Origin of the sequence: Aliidiomarina taiwanensis (assembly GCF_003987015.1) — a bacterium.
GTDB classification, from domain to species: domain Bacteria; phylum Pseudomonadota; class Gammaproteobacteria; order Enterobacterales; family Alteromonadaceae; genus Aliidiomarina; species Aliidiomarina taiwanensis.
Window position 1 is genome coordinate 87,032 of sequence record NZ_PIPQ01000002.1, and the last position, 26,426, is coordinate 113,457.

Annotated in this window: 23 protein-coding genes; 16 read left to right on the top strand and 7 right to left on the bottom strand. The window is 49.6% G+C overall.

All coding sequences use genetic code 11. The features are described from left to right. Positions 1 to 59: 59 nt before the first annotated feature. From CWE15_RS04795 to CWE15_RS04830, 8 genes are all read left to right on the top strand, one after another. Positions 60 to 3,779 carry a nitrate reductase subunit alpha gene (locus CWE15_RS04795; RefSeq protein ID WP_126756948.1) on the top strand — a complete coding sequence of 1,240 codons (3,720 nt, stop codon included), beginning with the start codon at positions 60 to 62 and terminating at the stop codon, positions 3,777 to 3,779. Positions 3,780 to 3,862: 83 nt separating this feature from the next. Continuing rightward, positions 3,863 to 5,398, top strand: a complete 1,536-nt coding sequence (gene narH, locus CWE15_RS04800) for a nitrate reductase subunit beta (RefSeq protein ID WP_126756949.1) — start codon at positions 3,863 to 3,865, stop codon at positions 5,396 to 5,398. A gap of 4 nt (positions 5,399 to 5,402) precedes the next feature. After that, complete coding sequence (gene narJ / locus CWE15_RS04805) at positions 5,403 to 6,143, top strand: nitrate reductase molybdenum cofactor assembly chaperone (RefSeq protein ID WP_126756950.1); 741 nt, start codon at positions 5,403 to 5,405, stop codon at positions 6,141 to 6,143. 2 nt (positions 6,144 to 6,145) lie between these two features. Next, the gene (gene narI, locus CWE15_RS04810; RefSeq protein ID WP_241971850.1) at positions 6,146 to 6,835 is read left to right on the top strand and encodes a respiratory nitrate reductase subunit gamma; all 690 of its coding nucleotides are present in this window, start codon (positions 6,146 to 6,148) and stop codon (positions 6,833 to 6,835) included. An 11-nt stretch (positions 6,836 to 6,846) separates the two neighbouring features. Then, positions 6,847 to 7,614, top strand: coding sequence for a peptidylprolyl isomerase (locus tag CWE15_RS04815; RefSeq protein WP_126756952.1), 768 nt, complete (start codon positions 6,847 to 6,849; stop codon positions 7,612 to 7,614). A gap of 272 nt (positions 7,615 to 7,886) precedes the next feature. Then, the gene (gene nrdG, locus CWE15_RS04820; protein ID WP_126756953.1) at positions 7,887 to 8,345 is read left to right on the top strand and encodes an anaerobic ribonucleoside-triphosphate reductase activating protein; all 459 of its coding nucleotides are present in this window, start codon (positions 7,887 to 7,889) and stop codon (positions 8,343 to 8,345) included. Positions 8,346 to 8,366: 21 nt separating this feature from the next. After that, positions 8,367 to 10,187 carry an anaerobic ribonucleoside-triphosphate reductase gene (gene nrdD, locus CWE15_RS04825; protein ID WP_126756954.1) on the top strand — a complete coding sequence of 607 codons (1,821 nt, stop codon included), beginning with the start codon at positions 8,367 to 8,369 and terminating at the stop codon, positions 10,185 to 10,187. Positions 10,188 to 10,291: 104 nt separating this feature from the next. Continuing rightward, complete coding sequence (locus tag CWE15_RS04830; protein ID WP_126756955.1) at positions 10,292 to 10,693, top strand: ribonucleotide reductase subunit alpha; 402 nt, start codon at positions 10,292 to 10,294, stop codon at positions 10,691 to 10,693. Between the two features lie 12 nt (positions 10,694 to 10,705). Here the strand turns inward: CWE15_RS04830 and ubiT are convergent, their stop codons facing one another. Further along, a complete protein-coding gene (gene ubiT / locus CWE15_RS04835) occupies positions 10,706 to 11,224 on the bottom strand; it encodes a ubiquinone anaerobic biosynthesis accessory factor UbiT (protein WP_126756956.1) in 519 nt (172 codons plus the stop codon). A 107-nt stretch (positions 11,225 to 11,331) separates the two neighbouring features. Between ubiT and ubiU the strand changes: the two genes are divergently transcribed. From ubiU to mog, 3 genes are read left to right on the top strand one after another with little or no spacing between them, the layout of a single operon-like run. Then, entirely contained in the window at positions 11,332 to 12,327 is a 996-nt protein-coding gene (ubiU, locus tag CWE15_RS04840; RefSeq protein ID WP_126756957.1) for a ubiquinone anaerobic biosynthesis protein UbiU, read from the top strand. A 15-nt stretch (positions 12,328 to 12,342) separates the two neighbouring features. After that, entirely contained in the window at positions 12,343 to 13,224 is an 882-nt protein-coding gene (locus CWE15_RS04845) for a U32 family peptidase (RefSeq protein WP_126756958.1), read from the top strand. Between the two features lie 39 nt (positions 13,225 to 13,263). Further along, complete coding sequence (gene mog, locus CWE15_RS04850) at positions 13,264 to 13,815, top strand: molybdopterin adenylyltransferase (protein ID WP_126756959.1); 552 nt, start codon at positions 13,264 to 13,266, stop codon at positions 13,813 to 13,815. Position 13,816: 1 nt separating this feature from the next. On the opposite strand, the gene CWE15_RS04855 is transcribed toward mog, so the two are convergent. Continuing rightward, positions 13,817 to 15,595 (bottom strand): bifunctional protein-serine/threonine kinase/phosphatase, encoded by a 1,779-nt coding sequence (locus CWE15_RS04855; protein ID WP_241971851.1) that lies wholly within the window; start codon positions 15,593 to 15,595, stop codon positions 13,817 to 13,819. A gap of 3 nt (positions 15,596 to 15,598) precedes the next feature. Further along, positions 15,599 to 17,089: a NarK family nitrate/nitrite MFS transporter gene (locus tag CWE15_RS04860; RefSeq protein WP_126756960.1), complete on the bottom strand. Its 1,491-nt coding sequence runs from the start codon at positions 17,087 to 17,089 to the stop codon at positions 15,599 to 15,601. Positions 17,090 to 17,391: 302 nt separating this feature from the next. Here CWE15_RS04860 and CWE15_RS04865 point away from each other — a divergent pair, with 302 nt between their 5' ends. Both CWE15_RS04865 and CWE15_RS04870 read left to right on the top strand, forming a co-directional pair. Then, the gene (locus CWE15_RS04865) at positions 17,392 to 18,657 is read left to right on the top strand and encodes an MFS transporter (RefSeq protein WP_126756961.1); all 1,266 of its coding nucleotides are present in this window, start codon (positions 17,392 to 17,394) and stop codon (positions 18,655 to 18,657) included. Between the two features lie 32 nt (positions 18,658 to 18,689). After that, positions 18,690 to 19,898, top strand: coding sequence for an NnrS family protein (locus CWE15_RS04870; protein ID WP_338022899.1), 1,209 nt, complete (start codon positions 18,690 to 18,692; stop codon positions 19,896 to 19,898). Here the strand turns inward: CWE15_RS04870 and moeB are convergent, their stop codons facing one another. From moeB to norR, 3 genes are read right to left on the bottom strand one after another with little or no spacing between them, the layout of a single operon-like run. Further along, positions 19,899 to 20,675, bottom strand: coding sequence for a molybdopterin-synthase adenylyltransferase MoeB (gene moeB, locus CWE15_RS04875; RefSeq protein WP_126756963.1), 777 nt, complete (start codon positions 20,673 to 20,675; stop codon positions 19,899 to 19,901). After that, complete coding sequence (locus CWE15_RS04880) at positions 20,656 to 21,075, bottom strand: YbaN family protein (protein WP_126756964.1); 420 nt, start codon at positions 21,073 to 21,075, stop codon at positions 20,656 to 20,658. The genes moeB and CWE15_RS04880 overlap by 20 nt, the downstream gene beginning before the upstream one ends. Before the next feature lie 11 nt (positions 21,076 to 21,086). Continuing rightward, complete coding sequence (norR, locus tag CWE15_RS04885) at positions 21,087 to 22,631, bottom strand: nitric oxide reductase transcriptional regulator NorR (protein WP_126756965.1); 1,545 nt, start codon at positions 22,629 to 22,631, stop codon at positions 21,087 to 21,089. Between the two features lie 204 nt (positions 22,632 to 22,835). Between norR and CWE15_RS04890 the strand changes: the two genes are divergently transcribed. The 3 genes from CWE15_RS04890 to CWE15_RS04900 all read left to right on the top strand — a co-directional run bounded on the left by CWE15_RS04890 (position 22,836) and on the right by CWE15_RS04900 (position 24,311). Further along, complete coding sequence (locus CWE15_RS04890) at positions 22,836 to 23,369, top strand: hemerythrin domain-containing protein (RefSeq protein WP_126756966.1); 534 nt, start codon at positions 22,836 to 22,838, stop codon at positions 23,367 to 23,369. Between the two features lie 135 nt (positions 23,370 to 23,504). Then, positions 23,505 to 23,924: a putative zinc-binding protein gene (locus tag CWE15_RS04895; RefSeq protein ID WP_126756967.1), complete on the top strand. Its 420-nt coding sequence runs from the start codon at positions 23,505 to 23,507 to the stop codon at positions 23,922 to 23,924. 15 nt (positions 23,925 to 23,939) lie between these two features. After that, complete coding sequence (locus CWE15_RS04900; protein ID WP_126756968.1) at positions 23,940 to 24,311, top strand: SirB2 family protein; 372 nt, start codon at positions 23,940 to 23,942, stop codon at positions 24,309 to 24,311. A 70-nt stretch (positions 24,312 to 24,381) separates the two neighbouring features. On the opposite strand, the gene CWE15_RS04905 is transcribed toward CWE15_RS04900, so the two are convergent. Continuing rightward, entirely contained in the window at positions 24,382 to 26,388 is a 2,007-nt protein-coding gene (locus tag CWE15_RS04905; protein WP_126756969.1) for an alpha/beta hydrolase family protein, read from the bottom strand. Positions 26,389 to 26,426 lie beyond the last annotated feature (38 nt).

Consider the following 26,426-nt stretch of genomic DNA (forward strand, 5'->3'; position numbering starts at 1 on the left):
CTTTACCATAGTGTGTGCTTTGAAAACATGAATGCAGTAGCTGGACTGGAGTCTGAAAAATGAGTCATTTACTCGATAAACTGCGCTTCTTCAAGCAAAAGAAAGAATCCTTCTCTGAAGGCCATGGGGTTCTAACTGATGAAGATCGTAGCTGGGAACAAGGTTATCGCCAACGCTGGCAACATGACAAAATTGTCCGTTCAACCCACGGGGTGAACTGTACAGGGTCGTGTAGCTGGAAAATATACGTAAAAGACGGGTTAGTTACCTGGGAAACCCAACAAACGGACTACCCACGTACACGACCAGACCTACCAAACCACGAGCCACGGGGCTGCCCGCGAGGCGCAAGCTACTCTTGGTATATTTATAGCGCCAACCGCTTAAAGTACCCGCAAATGCGGAAGCATTTAATGAAGCTTTGGCGTGAAGCAAAAGCCGAACATAGCGACCCTGTTGAAGCCTGGGCTTCTATTGTGAACGACCCAGCAAAAGCGAAAAGCTACAAAGAGCGCCGCGGTTTAGGTGGCTTTGTGCGTGCTTCATGGGACGAAGTGAATGAGCTTATTGCCGCTTCTAACGTGTACACCACCAAAGAATTTGGCCCAGACCGTGTAACTGGCTTCTCGCCCATTCCTGCTATGTCCATGGTGTCTTACGCTGCTGGCGCCCGCTACCTTTCCTTAATAGGTGGTAACTGCCTGAGCTTCTACGATTGGTACTGTGACTTACCGCCAGCCTCGCCTCAAGTGTGGGGTGAGCAAACGGACGTACCTGAGTCAGCCGACTGGTATAACTCCAACTACATTATTGTGTGGGGCTCGAACGTACCACAAACCCGTACACCAGACGCGCACTTCTTAACGGAAGTTCGTTACAAGGGTACTAAAACCTGTGTGATTACTTCGGACTATTCTGAAGCCTCTAAATTCGGTGATACCTGGTTAGCTCCGCGCCAAGGTACAGACGCCGCGTTGGCTATGGCGTTTGGCCACGTTATCTTGAAAGAATTCTATGTTAACCAGCAAAGTGCGTACTTCCACGACTATGTACGTCGTTACACTGACATGCCCATGTTGGTCATGCTGGATAAAGAAGGCGACCACTTAACGCAAGGACGTTTCTTACGTGCCGCCGACTTAGTGGACAACCTAGGTGAAGACAACAACCCAGACTGGAAAACCATTGCCATAGACAGCGACGGTGACCGTTTAGTTAGCCCAAATGGTGCCATTGGTTACCGTTGGGGTGAAAAAGGGAAGTGGAACCTAGAGCAAAAAGACAAAAACGGCGACGTAAATCTGCACTTGTCATTGAAAGACACAGCCGATGAAGTTGTGGATGTTGCCTTCCCATACTTCGGCGGTAAGCCACACGAGTATGAGTACTTCCAACATACAGACCACGACGAAATTCAGATGCGCCGTATTCCAGCCAAGCGTGTGGAATTAGCGAATGGTGAAACGGCTTTAGTTGCAACCGTGTTCGACTTACTACTTGCTAACTACGGTGTGGACAACGGGATAAACGACCCGAACCGCGCCCAAAGCTATGAAGACAGCGTGCCGTACACACCTGCATGGCAAGAAGCTATTACAGGTGTAAACCCAGCCGACGTTATTCGTGTGGCCACCGAGTTTGGTCGTAACGCCGACAAAACCAAAGGTCGTTCTATGGTTATTGTGGGTGCAGCACTGAACCACTGGTACCACATGGACATGAACTACCGTGGGCTCATTAACATGCTCATGATGTGTGGTTGTATTGGTCAAAGTGGTGGTGGTTGGGCGCACTATGTGGGCCAAGAAAAACTACGTCCTCAAACGGGTTGGCAGCCATTAGCCTTCGCCCTTGACTGGCAGCGCCCGCCACGTCACATGAATGGTACGTCTTTCTTCTACAACCATTCGAGCCAATGGCGCTATGAAAAACTCGAAATGACCGAACTTATTTCGCCATTAGCGAATCCGAATAAGTGGAAGTCGAGCATTCTGGACTACAACATTAATGCCGAGCGTATGGGTTGGTTACCGTCTGCACCTCAGCTAAACACCAACCCGCTGCACGTGGCAGAAGCGGCTAAAAAAGCCGGCATGAGCTCGAAAGACTATGTGGTGGATCAGCTGAAAAACGGTGGATTAAAGTTTGCTGCTGAACAACCTGAAAACCCGCAAAACTTCCCGCGCAATATGTTTGTATGGCGTTCGAACTTGCTCGGTTCCTCGGGTAAAGGCCACGAGTATATGCTGAAGCATTTATTAGGTACAAAGCATGGCCTGCTTGGGAAAGACCTTGGCGAATTTGGTGGTCAGAAGCCACAAGAAGCTGAGTGGCAAGACGAGGGTGCGGAAGGCAAGGTGGACCTATGGGTAACACTCGACTTCCGTATGTCCACCACTTGCTTGTACTCAGACATCGTCCTGCCAACGGCGACCTGGTACGAAAAAGACGACATGAACACCTCGGACATGCACCCATTCATTCACCCATTAACAGCGGCTATCGACCCAGTATGGGAAGCGCGTAGCGACTGGGAAATCTTTAAAGGCATTGCCAAAGAATTCTCGCGGGTCAGTGAAGGTCATTTAGGTGTTGAAACAGACGTAGTGACGGTACCTATTCAGCATGACACCCCAGGAGAAATTGCCCAGCCGTACGGCGTGGCAGCCTGGTGGAAAGGCGAATGTGAAGCCATTCCAGGTGAAACCATGCCAAATATCGTGGAAGTAGAGCGCGACTACCCGAACACGTACCAACGCTTTACCTCGCTCGGGCCACTGATGGACAAGTTAGGTAACGGTGGTAAAGGCATTAGTTGGAACACGCAAGCGGAAGTTGACTTCTTAGGTGAACTAAACCGTAAGCACGTGGAAGAAGGCGCGAACAAAGGCCGCCCAATTATCGACTCGGCCATTGACGCGTGTGAGGTCATATTATCACTGGCGCCAGAAACAAACGGCCACGTAGCGGTGAAAGCATGGGCTGCACTGGGTGAGTTTACCGGTCGCGACCATACCCACTTAGCTAAGCCGAAAGAAGACGAAACCATTCGCTTCCGCGACATAGTGGCACAACCACGGAAAATTATTTCGTCGCCTACTTGGTCGGGCTTAGAAGACGAACACGTGTCGTACAACGCGGGTTATACCAACGTACACGAGCTTATCCCGTGGAGAACCGTAACCGGGCGTCAGCAGTTCTACCAAGACCATGAGTGGATGCGCGACTTTGGTGAAAACCTCTGTGTGTACAAGCCGCCCATTAACCTGAAAACGGTAGCGCCGGTTCTGAACAAGAAGCCAAACGGCAATAAAGAAATTGTGCTGAACTGGATTACACCGCACCAGAAGTGGGGTATTCACAGTACCTACTCGGACAACTTGCTCATGCTGACACTTTCCCGTGGTGGCCCCATTGTGTGGCTCTCGGAAATTGACGCAAAAGCGGCAGGCCTCGAGGACAACGACTGGATTGAAGTATTTAACGTCAACGGTTCCATTGCAGCACGAGCGGTAGTATCTCAGCGTGTACCTGAAGGTATGAGCATGATGTACCACGCTCAGGAACGGATTGTGAACATTCCAGGCTCTGAAATGACAGGCGGCCGGGGTGGTATTCACAACTCAGTAACGCGCGCTGTTATGAAACCAACCCACATGATAGGCGGATATGCGCAACAAAGTTACGGCTTCAACTACTACGGAACCGTAGGTTGTAACCGCGACGAGTTTGTCATTGTACGCAAGATGGACAAAGTTGATTGGCTCGATACGGATTAATGCCAGAGGGCACAAGCCTTTCTGCTTGTGCCCAACCTTGCATTTAACGAGTTACGGGTTCACCAAATTTTAGGAAGACGATTATGAAAGTTAGAGCTCAGATTGGCATGGTGTTAAATCTGGACAAGTGTATCGGCTGCCATACTTGCTCCATCACCTGTAAGAACGTCTGGACCTCGCGAGAAGGGGTTGAGTACGCATGGTTCAACAACGTTGAAACCAAACCAGGTGTAGGTTTCCCGAAAGAATGGGAAAACCAAGAGAAGTGGAACGGTGGTTGGGAACGCACGAAAAAAGGCAAGTTGCGCTTAAAAATGGGTGGCAAGCTACGCATTTTAGCCAACATTTTTGCAAACCCAGATTTACCGCAAATCGACGACTACTACGAGCCGTTCGATTTTGACTACCAGCACCTACACACGGCCGGCGACAAAAAACACCAGCCGGTCGCACGCCCGCGGTCTTTGATCAGCGGTCAGCGTATGGAAAAAATCGAATGGGGTCCGAACTGGGAAGAAATTCTTGGTACCGAGTTCGAAAAGCGGAAAAAAGACGTAAACTTCAATGAAGTTGTGCAAAAAGACATTTATGGACAGTTTGAAAAAACCTTCATGATGTACTTGCCACGTTTATGTGAACACTGCTTAAACCCAGCCTGTGTGGCGGCGTGTCCTTCTGGCGCTATTTATAAGCGTGAAGAAGACGGCATTGTTCTGATTGACCAAGACAAGTGTCGTGGTTGGCGTATGTGTGTGTCGGGCTGCCCTTACAAGAAAATTTACTACAACTGGAAAACAGGTAAGTCAGAAAAATGTACCTTCTGTTATCCACGTATTGAAGCCGGTATGCCCACCGTATGTTCAGAAACATGCGTAGGCCGTATTCGTTACCTAGGTGTTTTATTGTACGACGCAGACAAAATTGAAGCGGCTGCAAACACACCAAACGAAAAAGACCTGTACCAAGCACAGCTCGATATTTTCCTCGACCCGTTTGACCCGAAAGTGATTGAAGCAGCGAAGAAAGAAGGTATTGCTGACAACTGGCTGAAGGCAGCCCAGCGGTCACCTGTGTATATGATGGCCATGGACTGGAAAGTAGCCCTACCGCTTCACCCAGAGTACAGAACCTTACCTATGGTGTGGTATGTACCGCCATTGTCACCAATTCAAAGTGCCGCCGAAGCAGGGCATGTGGGTATGAACGGTGAAATACCTGACTTGAAGTCGCTGCGTATTCCCATGCGCTACTTAGCCAACTTGCTCACCGCGGGTGACGAGGCCCCAGTAGAGCGTGCGCTTGAACGTATGATAGCCATGCGTGCCTACAAACGTGCACAGCAAGTAGACGGTGTGGAAGACTTTGAGGTGTTAAAGCAGGTGGGATTAACACCGAATCAAGTGGAAGAAATGTACCGCTACATGGCACTGGCTGACTTTGAAGACCGATTTGTTATACCAACCAGCGCCCGTGCTTACGCTGAAAACGCGTATGGCCTGAAAGGGGAGTGTGGTTTCTCATTTGGTAATGGCTGTGGTGGTGGCGACAGCGACTTGAACCTCTTCGGGGGCGACAAGAAAGGCGTTCGCAAAGTCATACCTGTTGTGATGAAGGACTAATCAAATGAAAATTGCACAAGTCATTTCCTTATTACTCGACTATCCAACAGACGACCTGCTGGAAGCGAAGCAGCCAATTGTTGAAATTATTTCAGCATCGCAGCTGGCGCCAGAGCAGAAAGAAGCCATGTTGGAGTTTGTTGAGAGTCGCTTTAATGGCGACCTTATGGACTGGCAGGCCGAGTATAACGGCCTGTTCGAGCGGGGCCGCTCCCTTTCTTTGCTGCTGTTTGAGCATATTCATGGTGAGTCGCGCGACCGCGGCCAAGCCATGGTGAACTTATTAAAACAGTACAAAGAAGCAGGCCTAGAAATAGGTGTCCGTGAGCTACCTGACTACCTGCCTTTGTATCTTGAGTTTTTATCGACCCAAGGCGATGAGAACCTGGTGCTCGGTTTGCAAGAAGTTGCGCATGTACTGGCAACACTTTCAGCACGCTTAGAGCAGCGTGAAAGCAACTATGCCGCATTAACGAATAGCTTACTGAATTTGTCGGGCGTGCAGGTCGATATGGCGGATATTCATAGCCAAATTGCCAATGAAGAGCGTGACGACACCAGCGAAGCCTTAGACAAGGTATGGGAAGAGGAAATGGTGACCTTTGGTCCTGACTCCAGCAATGACGGTTGTAGCTCGGGTACGAGCAAGCCTTCGGAAAGTCAGCGTAAAGACCAATATGTCCCCATTCAATGGGCCGATGAGCTGCTGAAAAGTAGTGAGTTAGCAGAGAAGAGAGGAAACTAATCATGAATTTAGATCTGTTAATGTTCGGGATCTACCCTTACATCGCCTCTGTTGTGTTCTTCTTCGGGAGTGCGCTTCGCTACGACAGGGAGCAATTCACCTGGAAAGCGCAGTCAAGCCAAATGCTTAGTACCCGCAACTTTCGTATTGCCAGCGTGCTCTTTCACGTGGGTATTATTATGATATTTGCGGGTCACTTTGCCGGCTTGGTTATTCCGTATGAAGTGTGGAACCTGCTTGGGATCACCTTGGCTCAAAAGCAAATGATCGCTATGGGTGTGGGTGGTTTCTTCGGTGCCCTTTGCTTCATTGGTTTAACTATGCTGGTCTGGCGTCGTCTATTCAACCCGCGCGTGCGGGCGAGTAGCTCTGTCATGGACACACTTATTCTGCTGCTTATTTACTGGCAGTTGATTCTGGGAATCATTACTATTTTTGTGTCGACCGGACACATGGACGGTCATGTCATGAAAGACTTAATGAGCTGGTCGCGTTACTTGTTAACCTTCCGCCCAGGTGAAGCGGTAGAGTTCATTTCCGAAGTACATTGGATTTATAAAGCCCATGTCTTCTGGGGTGTCACCTTGTTTGTGCTCTTCCCATTCAGCCGTCTTGTACATATTTGGAGCGTGCCAGTGAAGTATGTTGGCCGTAAACACCAAATTGTACGTCGTCGCTTTCCTAACGCCTAATTGAGGTTGATATGATTCATGTAAACGACGCCACAATTGATGATAAAACGGTACTGGAAGAAATGCAGTACCACCCGGCGGAGTCGCAGCGTGAAGCGATGTTCAAAGCCGCTGAAGCGTTAATTATTGGCGAACTATTAAAACAGCGCGCGACGGAGCTTGGCTTCGAGGTGACAGGCTCAGACGCGCCTGCCACCGACGAAGACTACTTGGACAAGCTGATTGAAACAGAAGTTTATGTACCCGAAGCGACGGAAGAAAACTGTCGCATTTACTTTGAGCAAAACAAAGAGAAGTTTACCACTTCACCTTTGCTCGAAGTGCGTCATATTCTTTTGGCGGCGCCTCCAGGAGAAGACAAACCTCGTATGGAAGCGCTGACCATTGCCGAAGAGCTGATTCGTCAGCTCAAAGCCGGTGGTGACTTCGACGGCCTTGCGAAAGCACATTCGGCGTGTCCGTCGAAAGAAACAGGTGGTAGCTTAGGGCAAATAAGCAAAGGTCAAACAGTGCCTGAGTTTGAGCGGGTGGTTTTTTCCTTAGAGCAGGGTCTGCACGACTCACCCATTGAAAGCCGTTACGGTTTTCATATTGTGTGGGTCGAGCGCAATGTTCCCGGGTTGCCCCTGGAATATGAAGACGTGCGTGAAAAAATTCGTGACTACTTAAACGAAAAAGTGCGCCATAAAGCCATTGCACAATATATTCACACCCTTATTGCTGGTGCGAAAATTGAAGGTTATGACTTCTCCGTGTCGAACTCGCCGCTCATGCAGTAAAGAGTGCAATAGGAAATAGAATGAAGCAAAAAGCCTGGCTTGGATAAAACCAAGGCAGGCTTTTTTGATCGTCTCACCCCGTGTTACCCCTAAAACCACTGACTACCCCTGCCGGGGTAACAATCCTTGAATGAATGCGGCTTACCCGTCTACAGAAACAACCATACTTTACTTTCGTTGATTTAGATCAACGAAGAAAGCTCGCCTTCGAATAGGCTATGCACTATATATAGTGCTGAAGGTTAGGGTAAAGACACAAGATATGGTGGTTTATGAGTTCGGTTATGCGGTATAGCAGTGAAGAAATTGTGTGGCAGGAGGTGCCAGGCGAAACCTCCTTAGCTTATACCATTACAGGCTGCCCAGTGGGCTGCAAGGGCTGTCATAGCGTGGATACCTGGCCAGTGGGTAGTGGCGTTGAGTTGTCGCCAGGGCGCTTTTCACAGCGCTTGTACGACTATCAAGGGCTGATTACCTGTGTTCTGTTTTTAGGCGGCGAATGGCACCACGAAGCCTTGTTGACGCTGTTAAGTATTGCCCGCACTCATGGTTTAAAAACTTGTTTATACACAGGTTTAGAACGCGTACCAACAGAAATTGAAAAACAACTGGATTACTTAAAGACCGGGCCATGGGTTGCACGGCGGGGCGGCTTAGAAAGCCGCTCGACTAACCAAAGGTTTATGGACGTAAAAAGCGGTGAGCTATTAAACGTGCACTTTTGGGATTAAATAACAACGAAGGGGACTGCAATGTTACGACTAAGCAACGAACAAATCAGCAAAAAACTTGAGTTTATGCAGGATTACTTGCATGCAAATAACCCGGCGGATGGCTCAAAAATGGACGCCAACGCCAACGTAACGCACAAAAACGTTGCCACACTTGAAGCCGAGTTAATGAAAGACTTCTTCGTGCAGGTAAACCGCGCACAGGTAAGTAACAAAATTGAAACGTTATTTGGTGCTGAATTAGCCACCGAATACGTGCGTCAAATTGAAGACCATGAAATTTATGTTCACGACGAAACCAGCTTAAAGCCCTACTGTGTGTCGGTGACCATGTATCCGTTTTTACGCGACGGCCTGACCAAGTTAGGTGGTGAGTCGCAAGGGCCAAAACATATTGAATCGTTCTGCGGTACCTTTGTGAACTTTGTGTTTGCCGTAAGCTCGCAATTTGCTGGAGCTGTGGCCACCGTAGAATTCCTCACGTACTTCGACTACTTTGCCCGCAAAGACTATGGCGACGACTACTTAAACACCCATCGCCATGAAATTGCCAACCACTTACAGCATGTGGTGTATGCCTTAAACCAACCAGCGGCTGCCCGTGGTTACCAAAGTGTGTTTTGGAATATTTCTATTTACGACAAGTTCTATTTCGACAGCATGTTTGGTGAATTTGTGTTCCCAGACTTTACTAAACCCAACTGGGAGACCGTGGAAACTTTGCAAAACTTCTTCCTCGACTGGTTTAACGACGAGCGCAGCAAAACTGTCCTGACTTTCCCGGTCGTTACGGTTGCCATGCTCACCGACGACGGTTTATGTAAAGACACAGCGTTTGCTCGCACCATGGCAAACCACATGGCAAAAGGCAGCTCGTTCTTTGTGTACCTTTCAGACAACGCCGACTCATTGGCTTCCTGCTGTCGTTTACGCAGCGAAATTGCCGACAACACCTTCTCGTATACCTTAGGTGCTGGTGGTGTGGCAACGGGCTCGATAAACGTCATTACTATTAACATGAACCGCCTAGTGCAAGACGGTCGAGACTTGGGTGAAGAGCTAAGCAAAATACATAAATACCAAGTGGCTTACCGCCATTTAATGGACGAATACTTAGCGGCAGGCTTACTGACAGTCTACGACGCGGGCTTTATTACCCTAGATAAACAGTTCTTAACCATTGGTATTAATGGCATGGCTGAGGCTGCTGAGTCGCAAGGGTTAACCGTTGGAAATAACCAGGCCTATAAGGACTTTGTGCAGGAGCACTTAAAAGTAATTTACGACGGCAATAAACAAGCCAAAAAAGAATATGGCTATATGTTTAATACGGAGTTTGTACCCGCAGAAAATCTGGGTGTGAAAAATGCCAAGTGGGACCGAGATGATGGGTACTTTGTGCCGCGCGACTGTTACAACTCGTATTTTTACACGGTGGAAGGAAATGAAGCCAACGCATTAGACAAGTTTATTTTGCACGGTCGAGAGCTGATTGACTTCTTGGACGGTGGGTCGGCGCTGCATTTGAACCTAGAAGAAAAACTATCCACAGAGGGGTATTTTTCACTCTTTAATATTGCCGCAAAAACCGGCTGCAACTACTTCTGTATTAATGTGAAAATTACTATTTGTAATGAATGCGACCACATAGACAAGCGCACCCTTATGCATTGTTCGAAGTGTGGTGCGGAAGACGTAGACCACGGTACACGTGTTATAGGCTACCTAAAGCGAGTGTCATCTTTTAGTAAAGGGCGTCGTAAAGAGCACGCCATACGCCATTACCACCGAGAGCAGCAAACCAATAAGGTACTGCAACCGGAAATTGAAGCGGTGAAATAAAGCACGAAATATAACCCAAAAGGGGGAGGCGCTCCCTCTTTTGGAACAAGGCGTTTGTAGCGTGGTTTGATACACTGCTTCCTATAACTTAAGGAGCCGAAACCATGCTAAGCAGTTACGACGATTTTATTAAAGCCGCAAAAACCCAAGACGAGCCACAGCGCTTATTGTTTGTCTTCACCCGCATTGAGTTACCGGAAGAAGCAACGGAAGAGCAACGAGCCCGTTTTAAAGAAGGAGAGGGAGGGAACTTAGATCCGGTACTTTGTGTAGACAAACTACCAGACGAAGTGGACTGTTTAGAGGCGCTAATTGAAGAGTCGGAGCAAACAGGTTTAACCTGGGATGTGGCGTTTGCTGCCAGCATGAGCGGTATGCTAGGTCATGCGCCAACCACAGAGCAGGCAGAGCAACCCTTGAATATGATGGTTGAGAGTATTAAAGGCGGTACCGTGGCAAACTTTCTCGCCTTCAATCGTGAAGGCGAGTTATTACAAATACTGTAAGTTTGTTGACGTTTAATGAGAGGAATGTGGCTGGCGTTCAATAAGCACATTGGCAATATCTAGCGAGGCTCGATAAGCCGAAGGCGGCAGCCGCGATTCTAACTCTACCGTATCTAGAAAGTTCTTAATCTCCAGACCTAATTCCGTGTCGCCACGCAAACTTAAACGGCGGCGGAAAAACAGGGTGTCAGGGTCTACTTGCTGGGTGGTCAGCAAGAAAAGGTCATCCACATTGCCTGCCATAGCGACATCGACTTGCTCCGCTTGGTGGCTCACTTGCAATGCTAGTGTGCCCGACTTATCAATGCCCGTTACATAAAAGCAGAAGGCAAGATCGGTCAAGGTTACTTGCATGGTTTTGGCGCGCATAAAGTCCAAGTCGCCAGCAAGCAAGTCAGCCTTAAAAAAGCGGTTAAGGGTTTGCTCTATCACCACTTTTGAAACAGGTCTTGGTACACGTGGTACCACGGTATTAGCTACCTTAGGTAACTTGTCTACTACTAACTGAATAACTCTACTTTTACTTAACATTCAATAACTTCCGTTCTGAAAGGGCGTAGAATAATACTGCCATGAACGGCACGAAAAGTCAGCACATAGCCTTTTTTACAAAAGCATTTACTAGCAAGAGAGCAACTATGGAACTCTTATGTCCTGCTGGAAGTATTCCGGCATTAAAAGCAGCCATTGAAAACGGTGCAGACGCTGTTTACGTGGGTCTGAAAGACGAAACCAACGCCCGTCACTTTGCCGGGTTAAACCTTGACGAGAAGCGGTTACAGGAGGCTGTGATATATGCCCACCAGCACGGCTGTAAATTGCACGTGGCGATAAACACCTTCGCGCAACCAGAAAGCTATTCTACTTGGACCCAAGCGGTGGACATGGTGATCAAAGCCAAGGCTGATGTACTGATAGTAGCGGACATTGGCTTGCTGGGGTATATCGCCGACCGCTACCCAAACCAAGAAGTGCACTTGTCGGTGCAAGCGTCGGCCACAAACGCCGCCGCCATCGACTTTTATCAACGCCAATTTGGTGTGAAGCGTATTGTACTGCCGCGAGTGCTGGCCATGAACCAAGTACGTGCGTTAGCACAAACCACGGATATCGACCTAGAGGTGTTCGCCTTCGGTAGCCTGTGCATTATGGCAGAAGGGCGCTGCTACCTAAGCTCATACATGACGGGAGAGTCGCCCAATACAGCGGGGGCGTGTTCACCGGCAGCCCATGTACGCTGGGAAGAAACCAACGGCGTGTTAGAGTCGCGCTTAAATGGCGTGCTGATTGACCGCTTTCAGCCGGAAGAAAAAGCAGGTTACCCCACCTTATGCAAGGGCCGCTTTGAGGTGGACAATGAAACCTATCACCCGCTGGAAGAGCCCACCAGCCTGAACACGTTAGACTTACTTCCACAACTGCATAAAGAGGGCATTGTATCGCTCAAAATAGAAGGGCGGCAGCGTTCGCCAGCCTATGTGGCACAAATTACTCGTGTCTGGCGGGCCGCTATCGACAGTGTTTTGGCCAACCCAAAAGGCTTTACGGTGCAAAGCGAGTGGCAACAGGTGTTAGCCAACTTGTCGGAAGGCAGCCAAACCACCCTTGGCGCATATCATAGAACCTGGAAGTAAGCAGAGGACACACATATGAAATTCTCTTTAGGGCCTGTTTTGTATTTTTGGCCAAAGCAAAAAATGCAGGCGTTTTACCAGCAAGCAGCAGAAAGCAGCGTGGATATTGTGTACTTGGGTGAAGCTGTGTGCAGTAAGCGGCGAGAGCTTAAATTCGACGACTATATGAATATAGCGCACATGCTGCGCGAAGCTGGTAAGCAAGTGTGCTTGTCCACAATGACCTTGCTGGAAGCTCCTTCTGAACTGCGGGAATTACGCCGTTACTGCGACAATGGCGACTTCCTAGTAGAAGCCAACGACGTGGGGGCAATGAGCATGCTCAACGAAAACTCACTCCCCTTCATTGCGGGCTCTGCCATTAGCGTTTACAACCACCACACCCTACGCCGCCTAATTAACTTAGGCATGCAGCGCTGGGTGTTACCTGTGGAGCTGTCTGGGGAATGGGTGGGGCAGTTACTCGCACAGAACCTGGTACAGGAAGTACGCAGCTGCTTTGAAACAGAGCTGTTTGCTTTTGGCCACATGCCCTTGGCGTGGTCGGCCCGTTGTTTTACGGCCCGCTCGGAGCACAGACACAAAGACCAATGTGAGCTCTGCTGTATTAAATATCCCAACGGACGGATTGTGGACAGTCAAGACGGCCAGCGGGTGTTTGTACTGAATGGCGTGCAAACCCAGTCGGGCGACCGTTATAACCTGATTAACCAGTTGCCCAGTATGCATGATAAAGTGGATGTGGTTCGCCTAAGTCCTCAAGCGGAAGGTACCTTTGAGTGGCTTGAGAAATTTAGAAATAATATTCACGGAGAAGCACCGCAACCACTGGAGAAAAACGACTGCAATGGGTATTGGTTGAAGCTCGCTGGCATGGTGCAGCAAGTAGAAGCCTAAAAAGCGGTGGTGTGGACAGCAACAGGAGATAAATACAGTATGACACAAGCAAGTAATGCGCAGCAGGTCGCACGCATTGGGATTGTAACCGTCAGTGACAGAGCCAGTGTAGGCGCCTATGAAGACATTTCCGGGCCAGCCATTAAAGACACACTGTCAGACTACTTAACCTCCCCGTGGGAGCCGGTGCATCGGGTGATTGCCGACGAGCAAGCTCTCATTGAGGCGACTTTAATAGAGCTGGCCGACCAAGAAGACTGCCGCCTCATTGTAACCACAGGCGGAACAGGGCCAGCGAAGCGTGATGTGAAACCTGAAGCCACAGAAGCGGTGTGCGACCGCATGATGCCAGGGTTTGGCGAATTAATGCGTATGGAGTCGTTAAAATACGTACCTACGGCTATTTTGTCGCGTCAAACGGCCGGTTTGCGTCATCAAACGTTAATTATTAACTTGCCCGGCAAACCAAAAGCGATCCGTCAGTGCTTAGACGCCGTGTTCCCGGCTGTGCCGTACTGCATCGACCTTATGGATGGCCCTTACCTGGAATGCGACGAAGCGGTGATCAAACCCTTCCGCCCGAAAAAATAGGTCAGCCGCGATTGAGCACAAACAAATAAATAACCAGCAGCAGGGTGATAAACCAAAACCCCGACAACAACTGCCAAAACAGTAAACTACTGTTTTTAGTGCTTTGTTTTACTTCTTCTTTGAGGAACTCGGGGTTGGGCTGGCGAATATCTCGCATAAAGTCCGCCACTGTGGTGTAACGCTGTTGCAGGTCGAAGTTTGTGCCTTTCTTTAACGCTCTATCAAGCCACACGGGTATGGCGGGGTTGACCCGCGTGGCACTAATATAGCGCAGCTTGTCGTAGTCGCTGGGTACTTTGCAGTCTTCTATTTTGTCGCCATAGGGTAAAGCCCCGGTAAACAGCTCGTAGGCAATGGTGGCTAAGGAATAAAGGTCACCCTGAATGGCGGAGTTTTTGCCCGTTAGATACAAGGGGTCCGAGTACAGCGCAGTACCCAGCACAGAGTCGTGGTCGATAGGAATGAAAATTTCCGCAACACCCGCCACAAACACAGAGCCAAAGTCCACAATAACAGCCCGCTCTTCACCGCTTTCAGCGTCTTTTTGAATAATAATATTGCCAGGCTTTAAGTCTTGGTGAATGGCTTCGTTGTCGTGAAACGCCTGAATGCCTTGGGCCACTTGGTTCAAAATATTTAAGGCTCGAGCCGGTTTAATGGGCTGACCGTTTTGCTGCCATTGCTCGCTCAGCCAGTCTTCCATGTTCTGCCCTTCCACAAACTCCATTAAGTAATACAAAAAGCTTCTTGGGCGTGACTGGCGGATAACTTTTACGACGTAAGGGTTGTCGATGCGGCTGCCAATCCATTCTTCACGAATAAAGCGTTCTATGTAGCTGCTGTCGTCTTCGTAGTTAGGAGAAGGGGTTTTCATGGCCGCCAGTTGCCCAGTGGCTATGTCTTTCACCAGGTACATTTGGCTGCGACTGCTGGCGAATAGCTCTTTTATTACTTCTAAACCGTCCACCTTCATGCCTGGCGTAAAGGCAGGCGGGAAAGGCAGTTTGGTTAAGCGGTGGTGGAAGTCGTCGATGTCTTGGTTTGGTAGCTGATTTATTTGCAGCAAAATAATCGAAATGTTGTCGTCGCACCCATTGGCCAAGGCAAGTTGTTTTAGTTCTGCAACCGCTACTTGGCAAGAGCCAGCGTCTGACAATACCTGATTAATTTTTGCTGGGTCAACAAAGTCGTGCAGGCCGTCGGAGCTAATCAGGAGCTTGTCTCCGACTTCAAGCTGCATGCTTTGGTAGTCTAGCGTGAGGTTGCCGTCCATACCCAGAGCTCGGGCTAGAAATGTCCGACCTTTGCTTAAATAAGCGGTGTGATCTGTGGTGCGTTGCTCCAGCTGCTGGTTGCGCCAGTGGTAAATACGACTGTCACCCACATGAAATAAGTGGGCCGTATGGGACTTAATAACCACAGCACTGAAGGTGCACAGGTGACCTTTATTTTCGCTGCTATAGGCATGGCTATGACGAAATAGCCGTAAGTTGATAGTAGAAAGCACTTGCTCGGCGCTTTGCTTTACCGACCAAGTGTCGGGTGTTTTAAAGTAGTCCGTCAGAAAGCTGTTGAGTGCCGTTTCACTGGCTTGCTGACCCGCCTCGGCGTTGCTGACACCGTCGGCCACCACAAAGGCTGCGCCCTTATAGTTTTGTAAGTAAGTGCTGTCGGGAACCAGGGCCCCGGCAGCATCTTCATTTGTTTCCTTGCCCGCAGCGCTGCATGTGCAGTGGTAGTCTAGCTGCAGCGCTTGGTTGTGTGCGGGCATTGTTTCCATAGGTTACCTGTGTCCTACTTCAATGGTGTGAACTGTACCGTCGGGCATGACTTCTGTAATATGGCCTTTCGGGTTGTCCATAAAATACACAGCCATAAAGCCGATAAGAGCTGAAGCGGCAATGACATAAAAGAACTGACTGTAGGTAACAAAGCTGAGAATGGTTAAGTACACCACAGCTCCCACGTTACCGTAAGCGCCTGCCATACCGGCAATTTGCCCTGTCATGCTGCGTTTAATTAAAGGAATCATGGCAAATACAGCCCCTTCACCTGCTTGTACGAAGAAAGAACAAGCCATGGTGACAATAACAGCAAGAGGAATCCACCAGTGGCTGTCAATTAAGCCCATGAGGAAGTAACCCACAGACAGGCCAGCAATCATAATCATTAAGCTGCGACGGCGTCCGTATTTGTCAGAAAACCAACCACCCATTGGGCGCGACATCAGGTTCATAAAAGCGAACCCAGAAGCCAATAAGCCCGCTGTTACTGGCGTAAGTGAGTCGAAGGTTTGTAAGAAGTACAGTGGCAGCATAGACACCACAGCCAGCTCAGAGCCAAAAGTAGCAAAATAGGCAATGTTCAAAATGCCCACTTGTTTAAAAGAGTATTTTTCAAGCTCTGGCACACCTTCGCGAAGGTGTTCTGCGTTAATGTCCCACGTTTGGTAACTTTGGTAAATAAACAAGACAACAAGAATAGCAAAAAACACATACATGCTGGCTTCAGAAATTAAATTCACACCATTCGGTGCCAATCGCCAAGCCAGCAAGGCCAGTGCTAAATACATAGGAATATTCATAATGAGCAAAGCCCATAAAGCACCCCAGGAAGAGACCGTCATGGCGCCGCTTTTCTTGGGCTTGAAATAAATAGAGCCTTTGGGCGTATTGCGTGCATAGCGGTAAAATATAAGGCCATAAAACCCACACAGCACACCCACAAGAGCAATGGCATAACGCCAGCCGTCGTCACCACCAAAGGCCAAAGCGATTGCTGGTAAGGTCATAGAAGCTGCGGCCGAACCAAAGTTACCCCAGCCACCGTAAATGCCTTCCGCAGTACCCACTTGGTGGGCAGGAAACCATTCACTCACTAAACGAATGCCAATGACAAAGCCAGCACCTACAAAACCAAGTAAAAAGCGGAAAATAGCTAAGCTGGTATAGGTATTAGCAAAGGCAAAACCTAAACAAAGCACGCCGGAAATAAGGAGCAATCCGGAGTAGATGAGCCGTGGCCCTAACTTGTCGACCAAAATACCCACCACAATACGCGCAGGAATAGTAATGGCGACGTTTAATATAAGCAGCGCTTTTACTTGAGTGTCGGTCAAGCTTAAAGAGGCTTGAATAGCCGTTAGCAGTGGAGCATGGGCAAACCACACGGCGAAGGTTAAAAAAAACGCAAACCACGTTAAATGAAGCGTTTTTATTTTGGGGTCACTCAAGCGAAGTAGATTAATACGGCTCGCTGATGGTACAGGTGTCATAGTAGCCTCGATAGTTAGGTTAGTACTCAAGGGTAGAGAGCCTACATTTTCTGCGGCTTCTGCTTTAGATTGCTTGATCTGCGTCAAAAGGCAACGCAAGGCTGCTTCTACTTGGCAATCAAAGGTATTCCTTTTGGGGTGGGGGTTGGGGCGGCCTAAGGTGCGAAAAATGCACAGCTTATACCCCAAAGTAGGTAGTGAGAAATGGCGTCATAGCGCAATAGGTTCATAGTGGGTAGCGCTGTGGCTGTGTAGTGTGTGACCAAAAAAAAGCGTTATCATACCCAGAAAAGAGGTGCAGAATGGACACAAACCTACCCCATGCTTGGCGAGCGTTAACAGTGGCAACCCTGGCGTTTAGTGCAAACTTTTCCGTGTGGGTTATTTACGCCGTACTCGCAATAAATATTCAACAACAACTAAATTTAAGCGGCGTCGAGCTGGGCGTCTTATTATCCGCTCCAATGCTCTCTGGCGCTGTACTCCGCATTCCTATTGGGTTGTTGGCCGAATACCAGTCCGCACGCCGCTTGTGGATTGTGCAAATGTTGATCACTATTCCCTCGTTAGTCATTCTTCCCTTCATCAAAAGTTATGTGGGCTTCCTGTGGATAGGTCTGTGGATAGGTGTGAGTGGCGTGTCGTTTACCCTAGGTGTGCGTTACGTCACAGACTGGTTTGCCAGCCGCCAGCAGGGGCTGGCGCTGGGCATTTTTGGAGCAGGCAATGCCGGGGCCGCTATTTCCTTTGTGGCCATTCCATTTCTGGTGCAGCATTTAAGTTGGCAGTGGACGGGTCCCGTGTATGCCGTTGGCTTGCTTGTGATGACGCTTATTTTTGTGTTTCTAGCTCCCAAGCCCCCACATTACATAACCTTAAGTAGCGCACCGTGGCGCACTCATTTGGCGCCATTAAAAGAACTTCGGGTGTGGCGCTTTAGCCTGTATTACTACTTTGTGTTTGGCAGTTTTTTAGCACTTATTCTATGGCTGCCTAGCTATTACATGCGGGCCTATGAAGTGACCTTTGCCCAAGCCATGGGCTTTACTCTGTTTTTCGTTGCGACCTCCAGCATGGTGCGAGCCTTAGGCGGGTGGATGGCCGACCGCTACGGTGGTCGCTTAGTGAATTGGGCGGTGTTTTGGGTGTGCTTGGTGTGCTTGTTCTTTTTAAGTTACCCGCCAACCACAATGACCATTCACGGCCTTGAGCGTGACGTGGTGCTTTCCATTGAGGTGAACGTGTGGCTGTTCACAGCGCTTATTTTTGTGATAGGCATTGCTCAAGGGTTAGGGCGGGCGAGTGTACTGAAGGTGCTCCACACCCATTACCCTAACCACATGGGGTCGGTAGGGGGCGTGGTAGGAGCGTTAGGTGCTGTTGGAGGTTTTACTTTGCCGGTGGCTTTCGGGTTGGTACAAGACTTGCTAGGTATTAACAGCGGAGCCTTTATGGTGCTCTATGCGGTACTCGCTATGTGCATGACAGCTATGTTTTTTGCCATACGCAAAGAGCGGTATCAAAAAGAGCTTGCCCAAGCCCGCGCCAATACATTTTATGCCGAATAGCCTTTTGGCTTTCCCTGCAGATTAAGAGGAATATGAACGTGCAAGTAACACAACAAGCAAAAGAAGACGCCCTTGCCCCTTTATTGCGGCAAGCGTTTCGCCCCATGTTTTTATTTGGCGCACTTTTTAGTGTGTTGGCCATGGCCTTATGGGGGCTCGTTCTGTCGGGAGCCGTGAGCCTCAACCCCTATGCGAACGTGGTGTTCTGGCATCAACATGAAATGCTGTTTGGTTTTGTGGCCGCCATTATTGTTGGTTTCTTATTAACCGCAGTGCAAAACTGGACAGGCGTTCGCGCGACCCATGGCTACCCATTGCTTTGGCTGACGCTTATTTGGTTAGCGGGGCGCTTGCTTATGTTATTTGGTGGCTCGGTACCTGCTGTCTTGGTTGCCGTGGTGGACCTGGCCTTTCTACCTACGGCTGCACTGTTTTTTGCTGCTATTCTACTGAAAGCGGGCAAACTCAAAAATATGTTTTTTGTGCCTGTTTTGCTACTGCTTGCCGTGTGCAACTTGCTTATGCACTTAGGTGTATTGCTTAACCAGTTTCACTTTATAAGCCATGGCAGCACCAATGCTGTGTGGCTTATTACGCTGATTATGGCGGTGGTTTCTGGGCGTGTATTGCCCATGTTCACAGCCAATGGCACCCAAACACCCCGGGTGCAGCCGGTGGCTTGGCTGGATAAGCTGGCGCTTGGCAGCTTGTGGCTTATTTTTGCGCTGCATTTCTTTTTACTTGTGCAGTACATACCAAGCGCGGTTATGTCGGCGCTTTTTGCAGTAGCAGCCCTTGCCACCTTGGTGCGCTTAGTGCGAGTACGCTTTTGGGTAACACTGAAAGTGCCATTAGTGTGGAGCCTGCATGTGGCTGTGGCCTTTATTCCTATTGGCTTGGCTTTGTTTGCTTTACGCTATGCAGGAATGAATATCAGTGCTAGTACCGCCATACATGCGTTAACAGCCGGGGCCATGGGTATAATGATATTGTCCATGATGGCGCGGGTTTCGCTTGGTCATTCAGGTCGGCCATTGCAGCCGAAACGCCTGATGACACTCGCCTTTATGCTGATTATTGTGGCGGCTAGCGTGCGGGTCATTACAGGTGGTTGGTTCCCAGTGTCGGCATTGGGCTGGTACAGCTGGGCAATTGCTGCTTGGGTGTTGGCCTATGGTTTTTATATTGTGATTTACTTTCCAATTCTAACCACACCACGGGCCGACGGCCGCCCAGGGTAACTAGGCGGCACAAACAGTGCAGTTGTCGCGTTTAGGCAACTGCATGGTGTGAAAGTGGGCATAGGCTGCGTCGTAAATAAGCACCTTGCCCACTAAGGGTTCACCCACACCCATGAGCAACTTTAAAGCTTCCACCGCTTGCAAAGTGCCTACTACGCCCACTAATGGGGAAAGAACCCCAGCTTCCATACAGCTTAATTGTTGCTCGCCAAAGTAATGGCTAAAGCATTGATAACAAGGGGTGTCGGGCTGCATAGGGTAGACAGCAACCTGCCCTTCCATACGAATAGCCGCCCCAGACACCAAGGGAATGCTTTGGTCGAAACAATACTGATTTAAACACTGGCGAATGGCCACGTTATCGGTGCAGTCAATGACAAGATCAAAAGCAGGCAAGTGCTGCACACTGAGGAGCGAGTGGATAGTCTCGGACGTTAAGCGCGCAGTCACACTGTGAAGTTGGCAGTCACTATTTAGGTGACGCACGGCCTGTATGGCAGTTTCGGCTTTGTAGGCACCTATGTCTTGCTCGCGGTACAGTATTTGCCGCTGTAAATTACTTCGTTCAATCACGTCGTCGTCCACCAAGGTAATGCGGCCTACACCACTGCCTACCAGGTAGGGTAAGACTGCACAGCCTAGTCCGCCTGCCCCCACCACCAATACGTGGCTAGCCAGCAGCTTTTCTTGACCGGCAAAGTCAACGCTAGGTAATAAAATATGCCGCGCATAACGAAGCGACTGTTCGTCGGTCAGTTCAATGTGTGGTGTTGTCATGAGGGTGTCCTTTAGCAGTTACATTCAACGAAGAGGGTTGTTCTGGGCGGCGCCAAAGCCACACTAATACGGCTACGACAAATACAGAAATAGCAGTTGCAATCAGTTTGGGCGCAGCGCTGAGCCATAGTAAGCACAAACTTAAGGCTATCATGCCACTGGCCAAGTACTTGGCCTTGCGGGGCACGACACCTTGGGCTCGCCAATGGCGAATGGGGGGCCCAAAAGTTGGGTGAGCCAACAGCCACAGCTCAAGCCGAGGCCACCCCTTCCCAGCACACCAAGCGGCCAGAATAAGAAAGGGCACCGTAGGCAAGCCGGGCAGTGGCACACCAATAAGTGCCAGTATTACTGCGAGTATTGTGGCCAGTCGCCAGAGCACAGTGCGTAGCAGGTGCATGGTCGCTCTCCTTATTGCGAGTCTTTCATGCCAAGCCTTCGGGCAAGCTTGTGCAAATTACTCGGGTCTACTTGCAATATTCGTGCTGCTTGTGCCCACGACTGGTTGGTTTGCAGTAACGCTTCTTGAATAAGTTGGCGCTGCGTTGTTTCTACGGCATCTCGCAATGGCCGCAGGGCCGGTACTACTGCTTGCTGGCGCAGCGGTGAAGGCATAGCCTCAGGCCCTTGCACCTGGGTGTTTAGGCCGTCAAAAAAGTCCGGCGTTAAGGTAACAATGTCAGTGCGAACTTCGCCCAGGCTTAAGGCTTTTATAGCAGCGCGGCTTATCACGTGCTCTAACTCGCGCACATTGCCGGGCCACGGGTAATTTAACAACATTTGCTCGGCCGACGCACTGAGCCGTAGGCTACGAAAACCAAGGCGGGTGCGGTTTTGTTCTAAGAAAAAGCCCGCTAATAATAAAATGTCATTCCCCCGTTGGTTTAAGGGGGGAATATGTAAGGGGTACACAGAAAGACGGTGGTACAGGTCGGCCCGAAACTCTTTGGTTTTTATTTGCTCTTGAAGTTTACGGTTCGTTGCGGCCACTATGCGCACATCCACATGGCGCACTTTGTCGGTTCCTAACCGTTGCACTTCACCGTTTTGCAATACCCGCAGCAACTTCGCCTGAATACTTAAGGGCAGCTCACCCACTTCATCTAAAAAAATAGTACCACCGTGGGCGCTTTCAAAACGTCCTTGACGCTCACTGGCAGCACCCGAAAAAGCGCCTTTGCTGTGCCCAAACAGCTCGCTCTCCGCAAGGCTTTCCGGCAAGGCGGCGCAGTTTACATACACCATGGGTTTGTGCGCACGACGCGACTTGGCATGCAGTTGGCGAGCAAATAACTCTTTGCCGGTCCCTGTGTCGCCAAGCAGCAACACCGGCAAGTCTGACTGAGCCACCACACGAAGCTCTTCCAAAACGCTTTGTATGGCTTCGCTTTGGCCAATAATGTCGGCCCCGACTTGCAGCTTCGACTCCATTTGTAAGTCGTCCTGACGGCCCTGGCGTAAAGCTTTGTTGTCTTGCTCAAGGCGCGTCATACGAAGCATGGCTTCCATGACCAAGGCGCAGCTCTGCAGTTGTATGCGGTGCTGTTCGGTAAAGGTGCCGGGCTCGAGGGCGTCTAAAGTTACAGCCCCCCATAAAGCACCTTCAACAAATAAGGCCATGCCCATGCAGTCGTGTACGGCTAAATGTTGATTGGGTAAGGCTTCAATTAATCCGTCGTAGGGGTCGGGCAGGGGGCTGTCGGGCTCAAAGCGTATGGCTTCTCGGCTGCGACACAGCATGGCTAAACGTGGGTGTTGGGCCAATTGAAAGTGCCGGCCAAGGGCGTCTTTCACCAAACCTTGCTGAGCAATCGGTCGTAAGCTGTCTTCTTCCTTTCGAAGGAGCACCACGGCACCGCAGGAAAAATAATGGCGCAAGCTGGTGACTAACTTTTGTAAACGCACCGGGCCTGGCAAGTCGGTCACGAGATCTGCAATCAACGTGGTGTGCAGCATGGTAAAAAGTACCTCGCAAGGTTAAATGTACCCGAATTCTTAGGGTTAAAAGTACCATGTTCGCCAGCAGGCCACCATACCCTAACAGGGGTAACTGGTTTTTTTCAGGTTGGCACAGCGTTTGCTGTAGTCATTGCACTAAGGCAACAGCAGAACAGTCTGCACAAGCCAAAACCACAACCAGTACTTAAAAAGGAAGCCGTTATGCAATTTAGTGAAGCGACACAACAAGGGTTAAACCGTAGCCAACACCAGTGGTTAAAAATAAGCACTAACGAAGTGGTGGACTACGTTCTTGAACGGTTTCATGCCGTGCACCGTACCCAATTCCCAGAAGCTATTGCGTTAGCGCGCAAGGTGGAAGAAGTGCATGCGGACGAACCTCTGTGCCCAACGGGTTTAGCTGACCACCTGGCCTTTATGTTTCAAGAGCTAGAAGGACATATGCTGAAAGAAGAGCAAATTCTGTTCCCCATGTTACGAAATAACACCCACCCGCAAGGGCCCATTATGGTCATGGAGTCGGAACATGAAGAGCACGAAGTAGCCATACAGAAAATTGCAAAGCTGAGCCATAACTTCAGCATGCCGGACGACGCCTGTGGCACGTGGAGGCACTTAATCAGTTTAGTGCGTGAAATATGTGATGATCTGCAAGATCACATTGAATTAGAAAACAATATTCTCTTTGTACCTGAAGAGGTACGCGCAGGAAATTGCTGTGGTGGCTGTCAGTAAAGGTATGCAGCTTAAGTGGGCCCTAACTACCTCTGTGTGAGTACTGGGCCCGTTGGTTTGATTTGAATCAATGTGAATCGCTGCTAACGGCTTACACTGAAGCCTTACTCTCAAGTTAGTGTGTAAGGAGCGACCGTGAGTCAAGCGAAAACAGAAAAGCCATTGGTTTATTCATGCTCGGGCTGTTCGAATGTAGCGCAGCTGGCAAACGACATTGCACTTTGGCTACGAGACCGTGACGTGGCTGAAATGTCTTGTATTGCTGGTGTCGGGGGGGACGTAAAGCCCTTGGTGCGAGTGGCACAGTCGGGGCGTCCTATTCTGGCCCTTGACGGCTGCCCGCTCAATTGCGTCAAGCAGTGTTTAAAGCGCCAAGGGGTAGAGCCAACTTGGCATATCCAACTTTCTGACTTAGGCATTAAGAAGCGCGACGGCGTAAGCTGTACACTTGAAGAAATGTATCGGTCGTTAGAACACACGCATAAAGTTTTAGGCCTCGAGCCGACATTTGACTACAAGGAGCAACCTGGGCTAGCGTGTAACGACTCTTGTTAATAAGAAGGGTCTCCCATGGAATGGTATAGCGGTATAAAGTTCGTTCATGGTTTCACAATTCATATTTCTATTACGTTTTTTGTTCTGCGCTTTTTAATGGACTCCCAAGGGTTTACCGTATGGCGAAATCCTCCTTGGAAATACCTGCCACATATCAACGACAGTCTGCTATTGCTAAGCGCACTGGCCTTATTAAAAATTACCGGCTGGACCCTGTTTGTGCATTTTTGGATTACCGTAAAAGTACTGCTGGTGGTGGCTTACATTGTGATGGGGTGGTTTGCCATGCGGCAGAATTTAAAGCCCGTATACCGATGGATTAGTTTTACGCTTGCGCTTGGCTTATTTGCTCTTATTTACCTGTTCGCTGTTAATAAGTTTATGTAACTGTTCCTATTAAAAGAAAAAACTCGCTAAGGCGTTGTGCCGTTAGCGAGTTTTTTATGGGCTTTATGCGTTATTTGCTAATTGCAAACTCCAGCTCGTGCGGAGGCTGGCCTTCTTTTTGATCTTGCAAATACCATTTCATCCAGCGCTCCATGCGGTAGGCATAGTCAAGCTGTGCCGCAGAACGCTTGTTGCCATGGCCTTCACCTGGGTAAGTGACCAGGCGCACAGGCACATTGCCGTGGACTTTCAAGTAACGGTACAGCTCCATGGACTGGCTTGGGTGCACACGGGTGTCTTCTTCTCCGTGCATAATCAAAATCGGGGTGCGACCTTGTTCGGCCCAGTAAATGGGGCTGCGCTCTAAGTACCACATCCACTTATCCCACGGGTAGCTGCGGGCATGCACTAGGTTCATTTCGTTTGGTATATCGGTGGTACCGAACTTCGACAGGTTGTTGCTAATACCCACAAACATAACGCTTGCAGCAAAGTGTTCGGTTTCTTTCGTTGCACCCCATGCAGAGGCATAGCCGCCATACGAGCCACCGGTAATACCTACACGGTCTTCGTCAGCAAAACCAATAGCAACCAAATGCTTTTTCGCATCTACTATGTCGTCGAACTCTTTCCCTGCATAGTCGTTTTGGCTTAGTTTAGAAAACTCAACACCACGACCTGTGCTGCCTCGGTAGTTCGGGAAGAAGGTGGCAAAGCCTTCCTGCGCCATGTACCAAGTAGGGGTAGAGTAACGGTCATTCCAGCCATGACGAATGTGCGACTCTGGGCCGCCATGAATGGCCATAATAACGGGAACTTGCTGACCTTCACGGTAATTCAGTGGGTACACCAAAATACCTTCAATTTCTAAACCGTCGCGGGCTTGGTAAGTAATCACTTCGCTGCGTGGCTGCTGTGCGTTGCGAACCCAAGCGTTCGAGTCGGTTAAGCGAGTTAACTCAGTGCCTCTCAGCGTAAAGGCTTCGTTCGGATGGGCCGGGCTGTTGGCAAGCAAGGTGATGGTGCCGTCGGAAGCCATGTTGCCAAAGCTGAGCGCATTCACTTTACCCGTTGGCAGTAGGGTGGTTTGTTGGTTGGTACGCACATTGTGCTGCACTATGGTGGTTTCCGTGTTGACAGCGGCTAACCACACCAGGGTGTCGTTGTCTTGCCAAAGAATGTCTTGCACATGGCCTAGGAAGTTCGGCAGTAACTGCTGCACCGAGCCGTCACGCAGGCTTGCTAAAAACAAGCGACCACGGGCCGGGTCGTGCTTATCTTCTGCGCCCACAATGGCCAAGCGAGAGCCGTCTTTGGAAAAGGCTGCATTTCCAAGCTTGCCTTCGGTTTGCATGCGTACAACTTCGCTGCCGTCTTGGTTCAGCAGCACATACTGGCTGCTCATGAGGTTGTCGTCAACCCGAGCGCTTGGTGCGGCACGCACCAGCAGCTGGTTGGTGCCAGGGCGGAAGCTTAATGAATGCACTTGTTCATCAAATGCGACAGGGGTGACTTGGTTGTCTTCGAGGCTCAGCAAGAACGCCTTGGTCATGGCCACGTTCTCTTCGTATACGTTGGCACGGAAACCGTGGGCTGAAAGCTCTTTCGAGTTGCTCTTTTGCTTTTCCTTCGCGCGAAACGCAATGGTGTCGCCTGCGTCATTAAAAGCATAGCTGAGAATGGCTGTTTCATGTTCAAGCACACGCTCGGACTCACCACCGTCAACAGGAATGCGGTACAAGCTGGTGTGCTTGTCACCTTCGCGTTTCGCTAGGTAATACAGCATGCTGCTGTCGGGGCTAAAAGCAAGGTGGCGAATACGTACGTCGCCGGTAATAAATTGGATGGTTTCACCCTCGCTGTTTATCAAAAACAACTCAATGTACGAGCTGCCATCTTTTTCTTGCAGCGGGTTTCGTGGGCGAATTTTGGTATAGGCAGTTAAATTCCCGTCACGGGTGGTGATTACTTGGTTTACACGCTGGGTTGTTACCACATCTTCTAGGGTAACATTTGCAGCATGCGCAGCGCTTATCGAAAAAATGAAAGCGCTTAGCCAGACAGTAAATCGGGCCATAGGAAAACTCCTCATATTGGTTTAAAAAGTCGGGGCAG